The organism is Dechloromonas denitrificans (assembly GCF_020510665.1).
In the GTDB taxonomy this organism is placed as follows: Bacteria; Pseudomonadota; Gammaproteobacteria; order Burkholderiales; family Rhodocyclaceae; genus Azonexus; species Azonexus denitrificans_B.
In genome coordinates, this window is record NZ_CP075187.1 from 2,352,246 (window position 1) to 2,372,291 (window position 20,046).

Below are 20,046 nucleotides of genomic sequence, written 5' to 3' on the forward strand. Positions count from 1 at the left end.
CACAGCATCCCGATAGCCCGCGGTCGACACGGCCTGAAGGCCAAAAATGCCGACAAGTAAACTGCAGGATGCTCAAGGGTTGACCTAGCTCAAAAGGAGTAGTGATTGTCAACAAAGTGAAATCGGACTGTGCAACAATGATGTTGCATTACAGCAATCCAAAACCCACGTTAAATCGTTGTTATTGCTAAGAAATGGTGCATCGCACCATCTCCGGCCTGACATTGGAAGGAAGAACAGCATGAATACAATAAATGAACAATCCCCGCTGGTTAAACCGAACGCCATGCTCCCGCTGGCCGGCAAGAAAGGCTTGATCACCGGTGTCGCCAACGACAAATCGATCGCTTTTGCCGTTGCCAAGGCCATTCGCGAACTCGGCGGCGAAATTGCGCTGACCTACCAGAACGACAAGACGGCAAAATATACCCAGCCCCTGGCTGAAGCACTGGGTGCCAAGCTGTTCCTGAAGCTCGACGTGACCGAAGAAGGCAGCCTTGAGTCTGCCATTGAACAGTGCGGCAAGGAATTCGGCGAACTCGACTTCGCCATTCATTCGATGGCTTTCTGCAACGGTGACGATCTGCACGGCCGTGTCATCGACACCTCCGAAGCCGGCTTCGATTCAGCCATGAACATTTCCTGCCACAGCTTCCTGCGCATGGCCAAGGCCCTTGAGCCGCTGATGGCCCACGGCGGCTCGCTGATCACCATGTCCTACCTCGGCGCCGAGCGCGTCGTGCGCAACTATGGCGTGATGGGCATCATCAAGGCAGCGCTTGAATCGGCCGTCCGCTACATGGCCTACGACCTCGGCCCCAAAGGCATCCGCGTTTTTGCCGTTTCGCCCGGTCCGATCATGACGCGTGCCGCTTCCGGCATTGCCGATTTCAACAAGCTGCTCGAAGCCGATGCGATGAAAGCACCGCTCGGCCGTACCGTGACCATCGATGAAGTCGGCGCCCTGACGGCCTTCCTGTGCACGCCGGGTTCCTCCGGCATGACCGGCCAGACGATCTATGTCGATGGCGGAGCACATATCGTCGCTTAAGCAAGGTGTAACAAGACGCAGCCACGCTGCGTCTTGTGCCATGCTTCTGGCCATCAACCAGGAAGACAGGCGGAGTTGACCATGACTGACATTTGTCCCGGCATCATTCCAGACCCCGTTCCCGACCATCCTTTGCTCAACGGAAGGCCGGAAATCGGTCGCGGCGAAAATACCATCGTGCTGGATGGCGATGTGATCGACGGACAAGCCCGTGTCTTCAAGGTACTGTCTTCACCGACCGACTATGCCTATTACACGGCAGAGGACAGGCCGACAGGTCGGCATTTTCCTGTCGTATTTGCCGATCACGGCACGGTTGGCCGCTCTTCCCGCGGTTTCCCGTTCCATATCGTCGAAGTCGAAAAACTCTATCCGCTGCCAGTCGCGGGCGAAGCCGCCGAAGTTGCCACCAAAATCTCATCGTCGTATTTCGACGCCTGCATGATCTGGCGCAATCTGGCGCAGGACATGGGGCGCATCGCCTTGCACCATCTGGTTGTCACCCCCATGGGCTGGACCGAAACCGTCCAGCAGTCGCTCAAGGCGCTGGAGGAATTTTCCAGCGAATACGGCGCCCTGCCCGACTTGATCAAGGCCGACAACCTGATGATGCGCCTGGACGGAACGCTGGTTTTTTCTGACCCTGTTTTCATGGAATGAATCACTTCTTGCGCACCACACTGCCTCAGCAACCTGCCGGCCACTCCGGATCATGACCATCAATCAAGTTCATTTCGCCTCCCGCGAACTCGCCGAGTCACTGGCCGGCAATCCCTACATGGCCGTCATCTCGATCACTGATCCAGGTCAGGCCGATGCCAAGCTCGACCCCATGTTCCACCATGTGCTGCGCCTGTCGTTCTACGACGCACAGCCGGCTGATGAATACCTCCCGGCCCCCATTCCCGGCTTGTTCGACCACCAGATGGCGCGCCGCATCCACGATTTTGTGGCTGAACTGCAGGCTGCACCGTTTGAAATATCGGTCATGGTGCACTGCGAATACGGCGTCAGTCGCTCTGCCGCGGTCGCCCTGTTCGTCGAGGCATTTTCCGGTGCGCCACTGACGGCCCGCGAGTTCACCTACGAAGCCAACCAATGGGTGCTTGAACGCCTGTCGCAACTCATTCCCGGACTGCAAGTCGACATTCCGCCCATGACCGCAGCCAGCGATCGGCGTACCCGGCAAAGAGCCTCCTGAGGAACACCGGGCCAAAGCACGCAAATTCCTGGGGCGACAGCCTCCACACAGAACCCCCAGCAGAACCGAATGGTTCATGTCATTTTTCGGGAGCACTACCATGCAGGAGTCCAATCAACGGCGCTTGCTCGTCAACAAAATTTATGACGAGATACACATTGGCGACACATCCAGCCTGACCAGAACATTGATGCCGGAAGACGTCAAACTCTTCGCTGTCCTGACCGGTGATATCAATCCTGCCGTGGTCGACCGCGAATATGCCGAAAGCGGCATGTTTCGCGAGGTTATCGCCCACGGCATGTGGAGCGGATCGCTGATTTCGACAGTGCTGGGCACCCAGTTTCCCGGCCCCGGCACCAACCTGATTGACCAGACCCTGCACTTTGCCCGCCCGGTCACGATTGGCGACACGATCACCATTACCGTCACGGTCAAACAGAAATTCGACCATAACCAGCACGTCATTTTCGATTGCGTATGTACCAACCAGGAAGGTTTGCAGGTGGTGCGCGGCACCGCCGAAGTACTGGCGCCCTCGGAAAAAGTTTCACACATGCAGGACGTCCACTTCCCGGAAATCCGCATCGACGACAAGCATGAGCGCTACCAACACCTGCTTTCCCGCGTCAAGGGACTGGAACCCATTCCGACCGCAGTTGCCCATCCGTGCGATTGCGAGTCGCTGAAGGGGCCGGTCATCGCGTTCCAGGAAGGCATCATCGAGCCAATCCTGGTCGGTCCCGAATCAAAAATCCGGGCGGTGGCTGAAGAGTTCGGCATTGATCTGCATGGCATCCGCATCGTCAACTCGAAGCATAGCCACGACTCGGCCGCACTCGCCGTATCGCTTGTCCGCACCGGCGACGCCGAAGCGTTGATGAAAGGCAGTCTGCACACCGATGAGCTGATGAGCGAAGTAGTGGCCAGAGCCAATGGCATGCGTACGTCGCGCCGGATCAGCCATGTTTTCCTGATGAATGTGCCCACCTACCACCGGCCATTGCTGATTACCGATGCGGCAATCAACATTGCCCCGACGCTGGAAGACAAGGTGCATATCATCCAGAACGCCATCGACCTGGCCCACATCATCGGCATCCCCGAACCCAAGGTGGCGATTCTTTCCGCCGTCGAAACCGTCAATCCCAAGATCCAGTCCACGCTCGATGCCGCTGCCCTGTGCAAGATGGCCGACCGGGGACAGATTCGCGGTGGCATTCTCGATGGTCCGCTCGCCTTCGACAACGCCGTTTCCATCGTCGCGGCCAAGACCAAGGGCATCAAGTCCGCCGTCGCCGGCCACGCCGAAATCCTTGTCGTACCCGATCTCGAATCCGGCAACATGGTCGCCAAGCAGTTGGAATATCTGGCCAACGCGCTGACCGCCGGCATCGTCCTCGGCACGACCGTCCCGATTGTATTGACCAGCCGTGCCGACTCCGCCGAAACGCGGACTGCCTCCTGCGTCATTGCAGCACTCATCGCACACGCTAACCGAAAGAAGGGAACTGCCTGATATGAACAAAGGCATTTTGACCATTAATGCAGGCTCGTCATCAATCAAGTTTGCACTCTACGAATTGAATGGCGGCCTGGCCGCCAAGCCGACTCTCTCCGGCCAGATCGACGGCATTGGCGCCAGCGCCAAGCTGATCGCCAAGGACCCGGCCGGCAAGCATGAAATCGAACTCAAGCTGAGCGGCGAGCAGGAAGCCCAGCATCAGGCATCGCTCGATTTCCTGCTGACCTGGATCCAGGAACATCAGACCGGCACCGAACTGGTCGCCGTCGGCCACCGCGTGGTGCACGGCGGCGAGCTTTTTTCGGCCCCGATGGCGGTTGACCGCGACACGGTAGCCCAGCTCGAACAGTTCATCACCCTCGCCCCGCTACATCAGCCGCACAACCTCAACGGCATCAAGGCGATCGCCAAACTGCTGCCGCAAGTCCGCCAGGTCGCCTGTTTCGACACCGCCTTCCACCGGACTAACCCGCCCGTCGCCCAGGCTTTTGCCATTCCACGGGCGTTGACCGCGGAAGGCGTCAAACGCTATGGCTTTCATGGCCTGTCCTACGAATTCATTGCCCGCGTCCTGCCGGAACACAGCAGCAAGGCCAACGGCCGGGTCATCGTCGCTCACCTCGGCAACGGTTCGTCGATGTGCGCCATGCTCGAGCGCAAGAGCATCACCTCGACGATGGGCTTCACCGCCATCGACGGCCTGATGATGGGCACCCGGACCGGTGCCATCGACCCGGGCGTGTTGCTCTACCTGATGGACAACAAGGGCATGAATTCGAAGGATCTGACGCGCCTGCTCTACAAGGAATCGGGTCTGCTCGGCGTTTCCGGCATCAGCCAGGACATGCGCACCCTGCTCGCCTCCGACCAGCCGGAAGCCGAAGAAGCGATTGAGCTTTACTGCTTCCGCATCCTGCGCGAAATCGGTTCGCTTGCGGCCGCAATCGAAGGCGTCGATGCCCTGGTGTTCACCGGTGGGATTGGCGAACATTCGGCGGAAGTTCGCCGCCGCGTCTGCAGCCGTCTTGGCTGGCTCGGCGTCGACCTCGACGAGGCGGCCAATAACGACGACAAACTGCGTATTTCAACCAGCAATAGTACGGTCGACGTCATGGTCATTCCGACCAACGAAGAGTGGATGATTGCGCATCACGCACAGACGCTGCTGGCCCTCTAAAAAAATATTTTCAGCCCCAGGCCCCGGCCCCGAAAGGTGCCGGGGCTTTGTTTTTTCGGGCTTTTTTTATGCCATGACAGAACACTGAGCCAACGAGCAGAAAACACCGTATCTAGTCAACGGATTGCCTTGACCTACTAGATATAGTAGATTTACGCCTATACCAAGATTAACAAATTCAATTCACAAAGCCATGCTGAGGAGCAAAAAATGAGCCCAGTCTCCGAACAACTGTCACTGACCGACATCCCGGCGCCGCCGCAGTTTGCGCCCCTGCCCGAGCAGGAAATTTCCGCCGAAGTCCTGATCGAAAAATACGCCAAGGGCAAGGAAACCAATGTGCACGACGTACGTCGTCGTGTTGCCTACGCGCTCGCCCAGGTTGAACAGGAAAAAGATCGCGCCCACTGGGAATCGAAGTTTCTTTGGGCCCAGGAAAACGGTTTCATCCCGGCCGGCCGGATCAACTCGGCAGCCGGCACTGACCTGCAAGCAACGCTGATCAACTGCTTCGTCCAGCCGGTCGGTGACTCGATCGTCGAAAACACCGATGGCAAGCCGGGCATCTACACCGCACTCGCCCAAGCTGCCGAGACCATGCGTCGCGGCGGTGGCGTCGGTTACGACTTTTCATCGATCCGCCCGCAAGGCGCCCGCGTCAAGGGCACCCAGTCGCGTGCCTCCGGTCCGGTTTCCTACATGCGCGTTTTTGACCGTTCGTGCGAAACGGTTGAATCGGCCGGTGCCCGCCGCGGTGCACAGATGGGCGTATTGCGCTGCGATCACCCGGATATCGAGGAATTCATCCACGCCAAGGATCATGGCGACCTGACCAACTTCAATATTTCCATCGGTGTCACCGACACTTTCATGGAAGCCGTCGATGCCGACACTGATGTCGAGCTGCTGCATCGTGCCGAACCGAATGCCGACATGCGCTCGGCCGGTGCTTTCCAGCGCGAAGACGGCCTGTGGGTTTATCGCAAGGTGCGGGCTCGCGATCTGTGGGACCAGGTGATGAAATCAACCTACGACCACGCCGAACCGGGCATCCTCTTCCTCGACCGGATGAACAAGGACAACAACCTCAATTACTGCGAAGTGATCGAGGCGACCAATCCTTGTGCCGAACAACCGCTGCCGCCATACGGTTGCTGCTGCCTGGGCTCGATCAATCTCACGCTGTACGTCCGTGATGCTTTCTCCGACAAGGCTGAATTCGATTTCGCCGCCTTCGAGGAAGTCGTCCGCATTTCGACCCGCATGCTCGACAACGTGCTGGATGCGACCCACTGGCCGCTCGAACGCCAGCAGCAGGAAGCCGCCAACAAGCGTCGCGTCGGCCTCGGTTTCACCGGCCTCGGTGACGCACTGGCCATGCTGCGCCTGCGCTACGACAAGGTCGAAGCCCGTGCCATGGCAACGCGCATCACCGAAAGCATGCGTGATGCCGCCTACCTCTACTCCGTCGAGTTGGCCAAGGAGCGTGGTGCCTTCCCGCTGTTCAACGCCGAGCTTTATCTTTCCGGCGGCAACTTTGCTTCGCGCCTGCCGAACGACGTCAAGGCTGAAATCCGCAAGCATGGCCTGCGCAACTCGCACCTGCTGTCGATCGCCCCGACCGGCACCATTTCGCTGGCTTTCGCCGACAACGCCTCGAACGGCATCGAACCGCCGTTCTCCTGGACCTACAACCGCAAGAAGCGCATGCCGGACGGCACGCTGAAAGAGTATTCGGTTGAAGATTACGCCTGGCGCCTGTACAAACATCAGGGTGGCGATGTCACCAAGCTGCCGGACTATTTCGTCACGGCACTCGAAATTTCGGCACAAGCACACGCTGACATGGTTGCCGCCGTTGCGCCGCACATCGACACCTCGATCTCGAAGACGGTCAATGTCCCGGCTGACTACCCGTACGAAGATTTCCAGGATCTCTATATGAGCGCCTGGAAGGCCGGCCTCAAGGGACTGGCCACTTACCGTCCGAACAGCGTGCTGGGCTCCGTCCTGTCGGTTGCCACAGTCGAACCGGCCAAGGCCGATGCAACGTCGACGGATGCCAAGGCTCCGCAGGATTTCGTTTCCGACGCCAACCGCCGTCTGTCGATCAAGAACCTGCCAGCCCCGGTGCTCTCCAGCCTGCGCTGGCCGGGTCGTCCGAGCCTGCCGGAAGGTAATCTGTGCTGGACCTACATGCTTGACTCGCCAATCGGCAAGTTTGCCCTGTTTGTCGGCCACGTCGAGCCGGAAGGCCGTGCCTGGCCGTTCGAAGTATGGGCCAACGGCCCGGCTGAACCGCGCGGCCTGGGCGCCGTCGCCAAGACCTTGTCGATGGACATGCGCGCCAAGGACCATGGCTGGCTTGAAATGAAACTGGAAGCCCTGTCGAAGACGCCGGGCGACTCTTTCGAAATGCCGATGCCGCCGCACGGTGAGCGCAAACGCGTTCCGTCCGTCGTTTCCGCCATGGCCCAAGTTATTGCCTGGCGTTGCGAACAACTCGGCGCATTCAAGCACGAAGGCCCGACGCCAGTGAAGGATGCCCTGTTCAGTGCCAAGGAGCCCAAGACCGGTACCGACGGCACGCTGTCCTGGACGGTCGACGTCAACAATCCCTCGACCGGTGAAGACTTCGTCCTCGGACTCAAGGAAATCACCCTGCCGGATGGTGTTACCCGCCCGTATTCGATGTGGCTTTCGGGCAATTACCCGCGTGCCCTCGATGGTCTGTCCAAGCTGCTGTCGCTCGACATGCGCGTTCTTGACCCTGCCTGGATCGGCATGAAACTGCGCAAGCTGATTGACTACTCCGAGCCGCTCGGCGATTTCATGGCCTTCGTACCAGGTTCGCGCAAGCAACAGACCTACCCGTCGACCGTGGCTTACATCGCCAATCTGATCATCCACCGCTACTGCATGCTCGGCATCCTTGATGACAAGGGTTTCCCGTTGCAGCAGATGGGCATTCTCGAAGCCCCGGAAGATACGACCAGCAACAAGGTCCTGCCGACCCAGGGCAAGCTGTGCGGCGAATGTGGCAACCACACGATGATCCGCAAGGATGGCTGTGATTTCTGTACCGCCTGTGGCGCGGTGGGGACCTGCGGCTAAGCCAATAAGTCACTGCTGACAAAAAAGCCCCGGAGATTTCTCCGGGGCTTTTTTACATGGATTGACCCGTCCTGAATGAAGTTGACACCTTTTCTAGAACGAAAGGGGCAGTCAGATGGAGTCAGGGGTTAAGAGGACACAGCGAGACTACACGCTGGCTTTTAAACGGGCCGTTGTTGAGCAGGTAGAAAAAGGCGAACTGAGCTACAAGCAAGCCCAGCAGCGTTACGGTATCCAGGGCAGATCGACGGTCTTGGTTTGGTTACGCAAGCATGGTCGCCAGAACTGGGGGCCGATGGCATCATACGGCCGCATGAGTGAGCCAACCCGAACATCAGCGAGCAGCCAGGGCCAGACGCCGGAACAGCGGATCAAGGAGCTGGAAGTCCAACTCAAGGAAGCCCGAGAGAAATCCCAATTCTTCGAAGCGGTCATTGACGTTTTGAAGAAGGACTATGGAGTTCGCGTGGTAAAAAAGCCTGTGGGCAAGTCCTCGCGCAAAAGTCCGTCGAAGGACTGAGTGTATCGAGGGCTTGCCGCTATATGGGCATCAGCCGGCAGGCACATTACCAGTGGCAGCAGCGTCGAGTGCACGATGAGGTCAAGTACGAACGGGTTCTTGAGTTGGTAAAGGCCAAGCGCTTGCATCAGCCCAGACTGGGGACGCGCAAGCTACATCACCTGCTTGGCCCGACGCTAGCGGCCGAAGGGCGATGCCTTGTTCGATCTGTTGCGTTGGAATCGCCTGTTGGTGCCAACCAAGCGGGCGTATCACAAGACGACCGACAGCCACCACCATTTCCGGCGCCATCCCAATTTGCTGAAAGCGGGACCGGATCAGGTTAGCGCCGAGGCGAGCGAGCAGGTTTGGGTTGCCGATATCACCTATTTGCCTACCCGTGAGCGCTGTGCCTATCTGAGCCTGATTACCGATGCCTATTCACGCAAGATTGTGGGTTACCACGTCCATGACCGCCTGCACACGACTGAGGTAAGCCAGGCTTTGAAGATGGCGTTAAAGGGGCGTCAGGGAAATGGGCTGCTGATCCATCATTCAGACCGTGGAGTCCAATACTGCGCTAATGAGTACCAAGCTATTCATCAGAAACACGGGGTGATCTGCTCAATGACGGACGGCTATGATTGCTATCAGAACGCCTTGGCAGAGCGGGTTAATGGCATTCTCAAGCAGGAGTTTCTACTCCAGCAGCCCGACGATCTCGATCAGGCACGCCGCATGGTCAGTCAATCCATCGCCATCTACAACCAGGAGAGACCGCATTTCTCGCTACAATTGAAGACGCCCGATGAGGTTCATCGGGCGTCTTTGAAGGCCAGCAATTAAGCTGGCCAATCCGTCGCAACAGGTGTCAACCTAGATTAGGACGGGTCAGATTTCACGGTCGACCGCAAAATCCGGACAAATTTGAACGATCGGCTTATGGTCGGTCGAGCCAGAACAGCGCCGTAATCGATTTGGCATCGGTAATTTCCCCATTCCACACCGCCTCCTTGGCAGCGGCAGGAGCCAACTCAACCACATCAAGAAATTCGTTATGGTCCAGTTGCTTCTCGCCGGCAAGTTTCAAATCTCGCGCCTCAAAAATCTCAATCCGCTCATCGGAATAGCCGATGCAGGGGTGCATCACGCCAAGATATTCCCAACGCGCAGCGACATAGCCTGTCTCTTCCAGTAGTTCGCGCCGTGCTGTATCGAGGATAGCCTCACCCGGATCAATTTTCCCGGCCGGCAATTCAAGAAAAACGCGCCGCAGCGGGTAACGGAATTGGCGCTCGAAGAGAAGATTCCCGTTTTCAAGAAAAGCCAGAATAACGACTGCTCCAGGATGAACAATGTACTCGCGCACAGATTCGGCCTGGTTAGGTAGCCGGACGTTATCCTTGCGCACTTCCAGTAAAACGCCCTTGAAAACGGTTTCGGACGAAATTTCAGTTTCAATCAGATGGCTATCTTGGTTCATTTGATTCCCCCAAAAGAAAACGCCCCGATCAACGGGGCGTTTGAATAACTAGTTGCAGTCTTGCGTATCAGAGCGAACGCAACAGTGCATATGCACACAGGGACATGATCATCTGCGGGAAGATACCCAGGAAAGCGACAGCCAGTCCATTGGCAGAAATCAGGATACGCATGTCCATGCCAGCGGTGAGCGGCGTATCGTCTGTCGGCGCATCGAAGTACATCAGCTTGACCACACGCAGGTAGTAGAAGGCACCGATCAACGAGAACAGCACTGCGACGATGGCCAGCCAGAGGTAACCCGCAGCGACAACTGCCTGCAGAACCGAAAACTTGGCGAAGAAACCGATAAAGAACGGCACACCAGCCATGGAGAACATCAGCATCAGCATGATGCCGGCGAACCATGGGCTGCGCTTGTTCAGGCCCTTGAAGTCTTCCAGATTGTCAGCTTCGAAACCGGCGCGCGACATCAGCAGAATCATGCCGAAGGTACCGGCACTCATCAGCACGTAGGCAATCACATAGAACATTGCCGAACTGTAGGCATTCAGCGCATAGCGGGCATCGCCGCTAACCACGCCGGTCGTAATGCCGAGCAGCATGAAACCCATGTGCGAGATAGCCGAATAAGCCAGCATGCGCTTGAGATTGGTCTGGGCGATAGCAGCCAGGTTACCAATTGCCATCGAGAGGACTGACAGGATGATCAGCATGGCTTGCCAGTCAGCGGCCATGGTGATCAGGCCATTGACCAGCAAACGCATGACGATGGCGAAGGCAGCCAGCTTGGGTGCAGAACCGATCAGCAGGGTCACCGAGGTCGGCGCACCGTGATAGACGTCCGGAATCCACATGTGGAAGGGAACGACACCAAGTTTGAAGGCCAAGCCGCAAACCAGGAAAACCAGACCGAAAACAAGAACCGACTTGTTGACGCCACCACCATAGAGCCGCTCGGCTACGCCGGTGATTTCAAGGGTACCGGTAGCACCGTAGATCATCGACATGCCGTAGAGCAGCAACCCTGAGGCCAAAGCGCCAAGAACGAAATATTTCATCGCCGCTTCGGTGGACACAACGGAGTCACGATTCATCGCAACCATCGCATAAAGCGACAGCGAGAGCAGTTCGAGGCCGAGATAGACGGTCAGGAAATGATTGGCCGAAATCATGACCATCATGCCCAGCGTGGCAAACAGCGTCAAAACGTAATATTCGCCCTTGTTCATCGCTTCGCGGGCAGTCACATAAGCACGCGAGTAGAACATGACCATGATCACGGTCATGTAGAGGAACAGCTTCAGCAAATCGGCCATCAGATCATCGACGAACATATTGCTGAACGTGTAGGTGATCTCACCGGTGCTGGTCGAGAACTGGATCAGCGCGCACCCTACGAGGGTGAGCTGGCTAAGAACGAAGGTCACCGTACGACGACTGTCCTTGACCATAAGATCGATCATCAGAATGGCCAGAGCCATCACCACCAGGAAAATTTCCGGTGCAGCGGGCAGGAGGTCGGGAATAACGAAATTGTCGAACATGTCGGCTACCGTTTATTGAATCTTGCTGATGGCGACGTGACGCAGCAGGTCGTTGACCGATGCATGCATGACTTCCGTGAAAGGCTGCGGGTAGAGACCCATCCACAGCGTGCAGATGGCGAGAATGCCCAGGATGGCGAATTCGCGCTTGTTGATGTCACTCAGCTCGGCAACATGATGATTTGCAACATCACCAAAAATCACTCGCTTGTACATCCACAGGGTGTAGGCAGCACCAACCACCATCGAACTGGCTGCAGCAAAAGCTACCCAGAAATTAAACTTGACGGCACCGAGGATCACCATGAACTCGCCGACAAAACCGGAGGTTGCAGGCAAACCAGCATTAGCCATCGAGAACAGCATGAAGAAGGCTGCAAACTTTGGCATGGTGTTGACCACACCGCCGTAATCGGCGATCTGACGGCTATGCACACGGTCGTACATGACACCGATCGAGAAGAACATTGCACCGGAAACGAAACCGTGCGAAACCATCTGCACCAATGCACCTTCGATACCCATCGGGCTGAACATGAAGAAGCCCAGCGTGACGAAACCCATGTGGGCGATCGATGAATATGCCACCAGTTTCTTCATGTCTTCCTGAACCAGGGCGACAAAACCGATGTAGACCACGGCAATCAGCGACATGGCGATAACCAGGCCGGACAACTCGTGCGAAGCATCAGGGGCGATCGGCAGCGAGAAACGCAGGAAACCGTAGGCACCAAGCTTCAGGCCGATGGCTGCCAGCACGATTGAACCACCGGTTGGTGCTTCAACGTGGGCATCCGGCAACCAGGTGTGCACCGGCCACATCGGAACCTTGACAGCGAAGGCAACCAGAAATGCAAGGAACAACCAGGTCTGAGCGCCCAGAGCAATCGGCAACTTGTGCCACTCAAGAATGGAGAAGCTACCGCCGGACTGAATGAACAGATACATCAGTGCCAGCAGGAACAACAGCGAACCGAACAGCGTGTAGAGGAAGAACTTGAACGCTGCATAAACACGGTTGGGGCCACCCCAGACACCGATGATCAGATAGAGCGGAATCAGCGAGGCTTCGAAGAAGACGTAGAACAGGACGCCATCAAGCGAAGTAAAGATCCCGTTCATCAGGCCGGACATGATCAGGAAGGCGGCATTGTACTGGGCGACCTTCTCCTGAATGACTTCCCAGCCTGCCGCAACCACGATGATCGTGACGAAGGCGTTCAGCACCACGAACAGCATTGAAATACCATCAACACCAAGGTGGTAATTAATATTAAAGCGTGGGATCCAGGATCTGAGTTCGACAAACTGCATCCCCGGATTAGCCAGATCGAATCCGGTCCAGAGCGGGATGGTGATCAGGAAGCCGGCGATGGCACCAAAAAGTGCAAGCATCCGTGCCAGAGGTGCATTCCGGTCCGAACCGGTGGCGAGTACCACCAGACCGGTAACGATCGGAATCCAAACGGCGAAAGATAGCAGCGGGTAATTCGACATGTTATTCCTTGCTCTTCTGCGAACTGATCACGCTACTAGGCGCGGTTGATCCACAGGGTCATCAGCACAAACAAGCCAATGATCATCGTGAAAGCGTAGTGATAAACGTAACCGGTCTGGAAGAAACGAGTCACGGAGGCAATCCAGCCAACCAGCTTGGCGGAACCATTGACAATAAAGCCGTCAATGATCGCAACGTCGCCACCACGCCAGAAGATCTTGCCGAGGAGACGCGCGCCACCGGCGAGCACCAGCTCATTAACCTTGTCGAAGTAATACTTGTTTTCGAACAGGGTGTTGATTGCCGAGAATCTGCGCTGAATCGCAGCCGGGATATCCGGGCGCTTCATGTAGAAGAACCACGACAGCACGACGCCGGACAGAGCCAGAATGAACGGCAGACTGGTCAATGAATGAATACCCATCGCAACGGCACCATGGAAGTGCTCGGACAGATGCTCCATCGCCGGATGGGCATGGTGATCGATGAAGATCACGCCCTTGAAGTAGTCACCGAAGACCATCGGGCCAATGGCAATGAAACCAATGAACATTGATGGGATAGCCAGCAGGACCAACGGCAACGTAACGACCCAGGGCGTCTCGTGCGGTTTCTGGCCCGGCGCCAGACCGTGATGATGATCGTGATCGTCATGACCATGGTCATCACCGTGCGCATCAGCATGGGAATCGTCGTGATGAGCATCATGGTGCGCATCGTGACCTTCATGTGCCTTGCCAAATCGCTCTTCCCCGTGGAACACCAGGAAATACATGCGGAAGGAGTAGAAGGCAGTCACGAAAACACCGGCCATCACTGCAAAGTATGCGAAACCAGCCCCAGGAATATGCGACAGTGCAACCGCCTCAATAATCGAGTCCTTGGAGTAGAAACCAGAGAGGAACGGCGTACCGATCAGGGCCAGCGAACCGATTAGTGAGGTAATCCAGGTAATCGGCATGTATTTGCGCAAGCCACCCATGTTACGGATGTCCTGATCGTGATGCATGCCAATAATGACGGAACCCGCGGCAAGGAACAGCAGGGCCTTGAAGAAAGCGTGCGTCATCAGGTGGAAGATAGCCACAGAGTAAGCAGATGCACCTAGCGCAACAGTCATGTAACCAAGCTGAGAGAGTGTCGAGTACGCAACGACACGCTTGATGTCATTCTGGATGATGCCCAGGAAGCCCATGAACAATGCAGTGATTGCACCAATCACGATCACGAAGGACAACGCTGTCGTCGACAACTCGAACAACGGCGACATGCGGGACACCATGAAAATACCAGCAGTAACCATGGTTGCTGCGTGAATCAGGGCAGAAATCGGGGTCGGGCCTTCCATTGAGTCAGGCAGCCAAACATGCAACGGTACTTGGGCCGATTTACCCATGGCTCCGATGAACAGGCAGATACAGGTCACTGTCATCAACGAGACAGTTGCCCATTCGCGGTCAGCAAACAGGGAAATTGTCGTGTTAGCCAGTTCCGGGGCCTTCTGGAAAACAGTGGCGTAGTCCAGCGACCCGAAATGCGCCAGAACCAGACCGATACCGAGAATAAAACCAAAGTCGCCAACGCGATTGACCAGAAATGCCTTCATGTTCGCAAAAATTGCGGTTGGGCGCGTATACCAGAAACCGATCAGCAGGTACGACACCAAGCCCACAGCTTCCCAGCCGAAGAAGAGCTGCATGAAATTGTTGCTCATCACCAGCATCAGCATGGAGAAAGTAAACAATGAAATGTAGCTGAAGAAGCGGTTGTAGCCCGGATCTTCCTTCATGTAGCCCATGGTGTAGATATGGACCATCAAGGAAACGAAGGTCACAACGAGCATCATTGTCGTTGTCAGGGTATCAATCAGGAAACCCACTTCGAAGCGATAGTCGCCACTGGTCATCCAGGTGTAGACCGTGCCGTTGTAGGTGTGCCCCGCCAGTACATCCTTGAAAATGATGAACGAAGTAATGAAGGCAATCGCAACGCCCGCGATGGTTGCCGTATGAGCAACCCAACGTGGAATCACTCGGCAAAAGAGGCCGGCGATGATCGCACCAACCAAGGGTGCAAGCGGTACGAGCAGGTAAAGTTTCTGCATTTCCATGTTTAACCCTTAAGGCTGTCCAGGTCATCCACATGGATGCTCTTCAGGTTGCGGAACAGCACGATCAGAATGGCAAGGCCAATCGCTGATTCGGCAGCGGCGACAGTCAGAATGAAGAAAACAAAAATCTGACCGGAAAGATCCTGGAGGTAATGCGAAAAAGCGACAAAATTCATGTTGACCGCGAGAAGCATCAACTCAATGGCCATCAGAAGCACCAAGAGGTTTTTCCGGTTAAGGAAAATGCCGACTACGCTGATCGCGAAAAGAATCGCGCCCAGAATCAGGAAATGCGAGAGTGACAAAGTAAGCATAGTCTTCCCGGGTTCAGTCTTTTTCAGCCGGCATCTGCAGGACGCGGATACGATCCTTCGCCTTGACGAAAACCTGCTGATTCGGATTGGTGTACTTGGATTTCTTGGGACCACGATAGGTCAGGACGATCGCTGCAATCATGCCAACCAGCAGCACAATCGAAGCCAATTCGAACGGGAAGACGTAGTCGGTAAACATCAAGGCACCAATGCTCTTGGTGTTCGATGTTCCTGCGGCAACGACTGCTTCAGCGGCAGGTACCTGGAAGTACTTGCTACCCAGCACCAGCCCCATTTCGAGAACCATTAGAATGCCAAGCAAGGCACCCAGCGGCAGGTAGTTCCAGAACCCCTGACGAATGCGGTCCATGTTGATATCAAGCATCATCACGACGAACAGGAATAGCACCATGACCGCGCCGACGTAGACCAGGATGATCGCGATAGCGAGGAATTCAGCCTGAAGCAGTGACCAGATACCGCCACAGGTAAAGAAAGCGAGAATCAGATGCAGCGCGGCATGAACCGGGTTACGGGCAGTAATCACCCGCAGGCTGGCAACGATCAGAATCGCCGAGAGAAAAAAGAAGACCAGTGTCTGAAAATCCATCACTTGTACCTGTTAGCGGTAAGCAGAATCGAGTTCACGATCTTTGGCAATCTGATTCTCGTAGCGGTCGCCGTTAGCCAGCAACATCTGCTTCGTGTAGTACAGATCACCACGTTTCTCGCCGTGGTATTCAAAAACGCGCGTTTCAACCACAGCGTCGACCGGGCAGGCTTCTTCACAGAAACCACAGAAAATACATTTGGTCAGATCGATGTCATAGCGTGTCGTACGACGCGAACCATCATCGCGCGGCTCGGCTTCGATCGTGATCGCCATGGCCGGGCAAATTGCTTCGCACAGCTTGCAGGCGATACAACGCTCTTCACCATTCGGGTAACGGCGCAATGCATGCAGGCCGCGGAAGCGGAAACTCTGCGGGGTCTTTTCCTCGGGGTACTGCACGGTGATCTTGCTGGCAAAGAAATACTTGCCGGTCACCGCCATGCCTTTCAACAACTCCTTGAGGAGGAGGCTGTTGAAGATTTCCTTCATCGAACCCATGTTTATCTCCTCACTTCCAAATATTCAGCGGTGACATCATCCAGACGCCAACGACAACCAGCCAGACCAGACAAACCGGCACAAAAACCTTCCAGCCGAGGCGCATCAGCTGGTCATAGCGATAGCGCGGGAAAGTGGCACGGAACCAGAGGAACAGGAACAGGATGGCGCCGACCTTGGCGAACAGCCAGAGCGCGCTGTCCGGCAGGAAGCCGACCGGGGAAGACCAGCCACCGAGGAACATGATCGACGTCAGCGTCGACACCAGAATCATGTTGGCGTATTCAGCCAGGAAGAAGACAGCGAACGCCATACCGGAGTATTCGACGTGGAAGCCGGCAACGATTTCGGATTCGCCTTCGCAAACGTCGAACGGCGCGCGGTTGGTTTCAGCCACACCGGAGATCAGGTACACCAGGAACATTGGCAGCAGCGGCAGCCAGTTCCAGGAGAGGAAACTCAGACCCCAGCTGGCGAAGCGACCTTGTTGCTGGGCATGGACGATATCGATCAAATTCAGGCTGTTCGACACCATCAACACACAAATCAGCGCAAAACCCATCGAGATTTCGTAGGAAACCATCTGGGCCGCAGCGCGCATCGCACCGAGGAAGGCGTATTTGGAGTTGGAGGCCCAGCCGGACAGGATGATGCCGTACACACCCATCGAGGTGATCGCCATGATGTAAAGCAGGCTGGCATCGATATTAGCCAAGACCAGCGTCTCATTGAACGGCACGACCGCCCAAGCAGCGAGAGCAGGTGCAATAGCGAGCATCGGAGCGATGATGAAGATAGCCTTGTTCGCACCGCTCGGTACGACAATTTCCTTCATCAGCAGCTTCAGGCCGTCAGCGATTGGCTGGATCAAGCCCCACGGACCAACACGATTCGGGCCAATTCGAACCTGCATGTAACCGATTACCTTGCGCTCGGCCCAAGTCAGATAAGCGACGCTGAGCATCAGCGGAGCAACGATCAGAACAATCTTGACCAAGGCCCAGACTGCAGGCCAAACGCCACCAAAGATGCCCGAACCAAAATTCATCAGTGCGTCCATTTATGCACGCTCCACGGAGAGGGTACCGAACATCTCGCCCAGTGCGGCAGTCGAGGCATGCGCTGCAGCAACACGGACACAGCCAGCCGGCACGTTGTTGTCAAGCTTGGCGACAAGAAGCGCCTCGCCGGAGCCTTGCTTGACGCGAACCTGAGCGCCGGCAACCAGCCCCAACTGAGTCAGAACCTGTTCATTCATCCGTGCAGTCGGTGCAACGCTGTCTGCTGTCTGCTGCAACACAGGCGAGCGACGCACCATGGCGTCGGCAAAGTTGATCGGCACATCGGCAATACGCTCAATCCCATCTTGACTTGCCGGTAGAGCAATAGCCACACCATTCAGGCCATTATCAAGACCGGCAACGAATTCGGCCCCTGCGCCCAGCACTTCGTCACGCACGGCCTCACTGGACTGGTAGTCAAAACCATCAAGATTCAGGACATTCCCGAGAACACGAAGCAGCTTCCAGGCTGGACGTGCGTCGCCGCGTGCTTTGACTACACCGTTAAAGCTCTGGATACGGCCTTCGATATTGACGAACGTACCCGCCGTCTCGGTATAAGGCGTAATCGGGAGAATCACATCAGCGTATTCAAGTGCTGCTGCGTGCTTGAATGCGGAAGCGTAAACAACGAGGTTGGCCTGTTTAAGCGCGCCCAGAGTCAGTTGCGGGTTAGCGCAATCAAATTCCGGCTCAATCCCCATCAGAACATAAGCCTTGCGCGGCTGCTCAAACATCTGGCGTGCATTTGCCCCGGAAGGCAAGGCCCAGCCCGCATGCCCACCAACCACATTGGCACCCTCACCAAGGAAACCAACAGTGGCACCAGTCAGCTGACCGAGCTGAAGGGCCAGGGCATGCAGCTGCGTGGCCTGGGCAGATTGTGTTGCCACATTACCGAGGAATATTGCGCGCTTTTCACCTTCAACCAGGCTTTGTGCGATTTTTTTGCAGGTCTCGCAGACGGAGAGGCTTTCCAGGCCAGCAGGAACTGCAACATTTTTCAGTTCAGCTGCCGCCTTGACGACCCCACCAAGAGTGCTGGCCAGTTTGGAAGGCGCTACTGCCATGTTGGCATGGAAATTGATCAGTTGGTCGTCAGAGCTAACCGACAATGAACTGACCTTGGTATATTTCTTGGCAGCCTGACGCAAACGCTGAGCAATCAGCGGGTGATCCTTGCGCAGGAAAGAGCCAATCACAAGCGCGGCATCGAGATCCTTGATCTCAGCCAGGCGCATACCCAGCCAAGGTGTACCAGCACGCTTGAAATCAGTGCCAAAGTCACTTTGGCGCGGACGGAAATCGACGTTACCGCTGCCCAGGCCCTTGAAAACCTTACCCAGCAGGAACAACTCTTCCAGAGTCGAATTTGGCGATGCCAGCGCAGCAATCGAATCTCCGCCGTGAGTACGGGCAACATCCTTCAGACCATGAGCGACGTAGTCGAGTGCAACATTCCAGTCAACTTCACGCCACTCGCCGCCTTGCTTCACCATTGGCTTGGTCAAACGCTCTTCGGAATTAAGCGCCTGATAGGAGAAACGTTCCTTGTCGGAAATCCAGCATTCATTGACCGCCTCATTTTCACGCGGCAGAACACGCATCACATTATCGTGCTTGACTTGAACAACCAGATTGGCACCAACGGAATCGTGCGGACTGACCGACTTGCGACGCTGCAGCTCCCACGAACGCGCGGTGTAGCGGAATGGTTTGGAAGTCAGCGCACCTACCGGGCAGAGGTCAATCATATTGCCCGACAATTCCGAGTCGACCGTGCGCCCCAGGAATGTCGTGATTTCGGAATGCATGTTGCGATTGGCCATGCCAAGCTCCATGATCCCTGCAATTTCCTGACCGAAACGGACACAGCGCGTACAGTGGATGCAGCGGCTCATTTCCTCCATCGAAATGAGCGGACCGACATTTTTGTGGAAAACAACGTGCTTTTCCTCGGTATAGCGGCTCTTCATCGGGCCGTAACCAACGGACATGTCTTGCAACTGACACTCACCACCCTGGTCGCAAATCGGACAATCCAGCGGGTGATTGATCAGGAGGAATTCCATCACGCCCTTCTGTGCCTTGACGGCCAGTTCCGAATGCGTGAACACCTTCATGCCGTTTGTGACCGGAGTCGCACAGGCAGGCAGGGGTTTCGGTGCCTTCTCAACCTGCACCAGACACATCCGGCAGTTGGCGGCAATCGATAATTTCTTGTGGTAGCAGAAGTGCGGAATATAAACCCCAACCTGCTGCGCGGCATCCATCACCGTGCTGCCATCGGGTACTTGCGCCTTCTTGCCGTCGATCTCGATTTCTAGCATGTCGCTACCTTGTAGCCAGTTCTTTC

15 protein-coding genes and 1 pseudogene are annotated in these 20,046 nt (G+C 56.1%); 7 read left to right on the top strand and 9 right to left on the bottom strand.

Annotated elements, in window-relative coordinates; translation table 11 throughout:
- Positions 1–241 precede the first annotated feature (241 nt).
- The 7 genes and pseudogenes from fabI to KI614_RS11225 all read left to right on the top strand — a co-directional run bounded on the left by fabI (position 242) and on the right by KI614_RS11225 (position 9,413).
- Positions 242–1,051 (top strand): enoyl-ACP reductase FabI, encoded by an 810-nt coding sequence (gene fabI / locus KI614_RS11195; protein ID WP_413464148.1) that lies wholly within the window; start codon positions 242–244, stop codon positions 1,049–1,051.
- Positions 1,052–1,132: 81 nt separating this feature from the next.
- A complete protein-coding gene (locus KI614_RS11200) occupies positions 1,133–1,711 on the top strand; it encodes a hypothetical protein (protein ID WP_226405837.1) in 579 nt (192 codons plus the stop codon).
- 52 nt (positions 1,712–1,763) lie between these two features.
- Complete coding sequence (locus tag KI614_RS11205; RefSeq protein ID WP_226405838.1) at positions 1,764–2,252, top strand: hypothetical protein; 489 nt, start codon at positions 1,764–1,766, stop codon at positions 2,250–2,252.
- A gap of 100 nt (positions 2,253–2,352) precedes the next feature.
- Positions 2,353–3,771, top strand: a complete 1,419-nt coding sequence (locus tag KI614_RS11210; protein ID WP_226405839.1) for a bifunctional enoyl-CoA hydratase/phosphate acetyltransferase — start codon at positions 2,353–2,355, stop codon at positions 3,769–3,771.
- 1 nt (position 3,772) lies between these two features.
- A complete protein-coding gene (locus tag KI614_RS11215) occupies positions 3,773–4,954 on the top strand; it encodes an acetate/propionate family kinase (RefSeq protein WP_226405840.1) in 1,182 nt (393 codons plus the stop codon).
- A gap of 210 nt (positions 4,955–5,164) precedes the next feature.
- Complete coding sequence (locus KI614_RS11220; RefSeq protein WP_226405841.1) at positions 5,165–8,068, top strand: adenosylcobalamin-dependent ribonucleoside-diphosphate reductase; 2,904 nt, start codon at positions 5,165–5,167, stop codon at positions 8,066–8,068.
- Positions 8,069–8,183: 115 nt separating this feature from the next.
- Positions 8,184–9,413 (top strand): annotated as a pseudogene (locus KI614_RS11225) (IS3 family transposase).
- 94 nt (positions 9,414–9,507) lie between these two features.
- Here the strand turns inward: KI614_RS11225 and KI614_RS11230 are convergent.
- The 9 genes from KI614_RS11230 to nuoG form a co-directional block, all read right to left on the bottom strand.
- A complete protein-coding gene (locus KI614_RS11230) occupies positions 9,508–10,050 on the bottom strand; it encodes an NUDIX domain-containing protein (RefSeq protein ID WP_226405842.1) in 543 nt (180 codons plus the stop codon).
- A 67-nt stretch (positions 10,051–10,117) separates the two neighbouring features.
- A complete protein-coding gene (gene nuoN / locus KI614_RS11235) occupies positions 10,118–11,596 on the bottom strand; it encodes an NADH-quinone oxidoreductase subunit NuoN (RefSeq protein WP_226405843.1) in 1,479 nt (492 codons plus the stop codon).
- A 12-nt stretch (positions 11,597–11,608) separates the two neighbouring features.
- Positions 11,609–13,093 carry an NADH-quinone oxidoreductase subunit M gene (locus tag KI614_RS11240; RefSeq protein ID WP_203467142.1) on the bottom strand — a complete coding sequence of 495 codons (1,485 nt, stop codon included), beginning with the start codon at positions 13,091–13,093 and terminating at the stop codon, positions 11,609–11,611.
- 35 nt (positions 13,094–13,128) lie between these two features.
- Positions 13,129–15,204 (bottom strand): NADH-quinone oxidoreductase subunit L, encoded by a 2,076-nt coding sequence (gene nuoL, locus KI614_RS11245; protein ID WP_226405844.1) that lies wholly within the window; start codon positions 15,202–15,204, stop codon positions 13,129–13,131.
- 2 nt (positions 15,205–15,206) lie between these two features.
- Entirely contained in the window at positions 15,207–15,518 is a 312-nt protein-coding gene (gene nuoK / locus KI614_RS11250) for an NADH-quinone oxidoreductase subunit NuoK (RefSeq protein WP_203467144.1), read from the bottom strand.
- A 13-nt stretch (positions 15,519–15,531) separates the two neighbouring features.
- Positions 15,532–16,128: an NADH-quinone oxidoreductase subunit J gene (locus tag KI614_RS11255; RefSeq protein WP_203467145.1), complete on the bottom strand. Its 597-nt coding sequence runs from the start codon at positions 16,126–16,128 to the stop codon at positions 15,532–15,534.
- A gap of 12 nt (positions 16,129–16,140) precedes the next feature.
- The gene (gene nuoI / locus KI614_RS11260; protein ID WP_203467146.1) at positions 16,141–16,629 is read right to left on the bottom strand and encodes an NADH-quinone oxidoreductase subunit NuoI; all 489 of its coding nucleotides are present in this window, start codon (positions 16,627–16,629) and stop codon (positions 16,141–16,143) included.
- 10 nt (positions 16,630–16,639) lie between these two features.
- A complete protein-coding gene (gene nuoH, locus KI614_RS11265; protein WP_226405845.1) occupies positions 16,640–17,689 on the bottom strand; it encodes an NADH-quinone oxidoreductase subunit NuoH in 1,050 nt (349 codons plus the stop codon).
- Positions 17,690–20,020 carry an NADH-quinone oxidoreductase subunit NuoG gene (gene nuoG, locus KI614_RS11270; protein WP_226405846.1) on the bottom strand — a complete coding sequence of 777 codons (2,331 nt, stop codon included), beginning with the start codon at positions 20,018–20,020 and terminating at the stop codon, positions 17,690–17,692. It abuts the gene before it with no gap.
- Positions 20,021–20,046 lie beyond the last annotated feature (26 nt).